This is a genomic window from Microbacterium sp. ISL-103 (genome assembly GCF_018613995.1).
GTDB lineage: Bacteria > Actinomycetota > Actinomycetes > Actinomycetales > Microbacteriaceae > Microbacterium.
On the sequence record NZ_JAGGPD010000596.1, the window covers coordinates 1 to 2119 of the forward strand.

Consider the following 2119-nt stretch of genomic DNA (forward strand, 5'->3'; position numbering starts at 1 on the left):
GTCGGCGACGATCTCGTCGGCGCCACAGGCACCATGCACGTTACCGGCGCTGTGGGGAGGGACCTTGTGCTGAGCGTCGGCACCCTCCGCATCGCCGGCTCGGTGGGAGGTGATGTTACCTACGTCAGCGACACGGAAGCGTCCATAGCCGACGATGCGGTCGCCGGTTCAGTGCAACGCATCAGCCAGCCGCAGTCGCCAAAGGTCGAAGTGTCGCCATGGGGTATGTTCGCCGGCTGGCTCCTCGGACTCGTCTACGCGCTCGTCGCACTCAGCCTCGTCACACTCTTCACCGCCCTTCTGTTCCCGCGCCTATTGCGACGAGTGACAGACCACCTTCGTCCGTCACCGTGGAAGGCGCTCCTCGTTGGTCTTGTCGCGTCGATTGCCGCGCCTCTGGTGCTTCTGTTGCTCTTCACGACGATTGTCGGAGCTCCGCTAGCGCTCGCAGTAACAACCACCTGGTTCCTGCTGACCCTCGCAAGCTTCCCGTTCGTCGCCCACTACCTCGGCGCCCTCATCCTTCGCGGGGACCGACGGCCGGTGAGCCGCTCGCTATTGGGCGGCGTGATCCTCATCGCGGCTCTCCAAATTCCGTGGCTGAACATCGTCGCATGGGTACTCATGGTGTTCTTCGGCCTCGGCGCCCAGCTCCTCGAGATCCACCGTCAGCGACCGTGGCACGACACGGAAACGGCGCCTACGCGGCCAGCACAGGAGGCACCGCCTGCGAACATCACTCACTGACGTGCGCCCCCTCACACATGGGACGTTGGACTCTACGCCACCGCGTCCGAAGGACCAGCGTGGAACCATGGTGAAACTAGTCCGCTCCGGATCCCCGTGGGGAGACCGTGCACAGTGCAGAGAAATGGCTGAGGACGAGTGCTGGAACAGATTCGCGGACGCCGACGTCCGTATCGCAGCGCAGGTGGTGACTGGTCGAGAGGCCACGCCGGTATCTCACGTAATAGAGGACGGTCGCCTCATGTTCTGCGCCGCCTCCGGCAATGGCTCAAGAGACTTCCTGGCTCACAGCCTGATGTCCGTTCAGATCGATGGATACAACACGCGTGAGGCGTTCACCGTGTCCATGATCGGATACGCAGAGGACATCGCGCCAGGATCGGAGGCTCGCCGGCTCGACGGCCATGCACCGCAGCCGTCTCCGTCCACTGACCGGCGCTGGGTGACGTTCGTACCGATCAGCATCGAGGGTCGGATCTTCGCCGTCGACTCTGACCCGTCGGATCGAGAGCCGTCATCGGAGGCGCGGCAGCGCGGAACCGTTCAAGAGCAGCAGCTGTTGACTCCGTGATCTCCGAAGCGGCTTCCCGACGCTATCTAACGTCGGCCAGAGGCTCCGGGCCACTCCGCCTCGACTCTCGCGGCATCAGCACCCACAGGATGGCCGCCGGAACGGCAGGTGCAATCAGCGCGTAGGGGAGGTTCGTGCCGCCGCTCACTACTGCTTGATAGAGGGCGATCACCACAACACCGGCGGAGAACGAGACGAGGGCAGCGACAAGGCGGGCCCGAGCAGGCAAGCCGTGAGTCGCCACGAATGCGATGATCCCGTTGATAAGAAACGGCGCGATGAACAGGCCCTGGACCTTGAGGGTGAGACTTTCCCCGGGGTCGATCCCAGCGCCTGCGGACAGAGCGAAGAGGACCGACACGACCGCATAGCCGGCGAACGCCAGAGATGCCGCCACGAGTGCGCGCAGGAGGCGCTCGAAGATCGGCGGGAGTGCGGCGAGCACTCCCGTCGGGTGGCGGGCTATCAGCGCAGTAGCGATGCTGAAGAGGAGGGTCGGTCCGAGCATCTCGGGCAAGCCGATTAAGTGATACCACAGAGGAAGTCTGGTGTAGATGACTCCTTCGACCGATGATGGTGCCGCAGCTGCGGTCGAGAGGATGCCGATCCCGATGAGCAGCATCCACAGGCGAAGCCACCCGTAGCGCGGTATGAGAGCAGAGCGGAACGGCAGAAGCACGGCGGCGATGATAAGACCACGGAAAACCTGCACCAGCGGCCCGATCAGCACGGCGACGGATCCGAAATCCTTCATGTAATCACGCACGACCGCTGCTGCGAACACCCACCCGTACTCCAGCA

The 2119-nt window shown here is 63.8% G+C and carries 3 protein-coding genes; 2 read left to right on the forward strand and 1 reads right to left on the reverse strand.

Features of this window, described 5'->3' with window-relative positions:
* Positions 1–66: 66 nt before the first annotated feature.
* Both J7E68_RS18340 and J7E68_RS18345 read left to right on the forward strand, forming a co-directional pair.
* Positions 67–747 (forward strand): hypothetical protein, encoded by a 681-nt coding sequence (locus tag J7E68_RS18340; protein WP_215174979.1) that lies wholly within the window; start codon positions 67–69, stop codon positions 745–747.
* Positions 748–871: 124 nt separating this feature from the next.
* Positions 872–1318, forward strand: coding sequence for a hypothetical protein (locus tag J7E68_RS18345; protein WP_215174980.1), 447 nt, complete (start codon positions 872–874; stop codon positions 1316–1318).
* A 22-nt stretch (positions 1319–1340) separates the two neighbouring features.
* On the opposite strand, the gene J7E68_RS18350 is transcribed toward J7E68_RS18345, so the two are convergent.
* On the reverse strand, positions 1341–2119 hold a 779-nt coding region (locus J7E68_RS18350; protein WP_215174981.1), incomplete at its 5' end, for a hypothetical protein.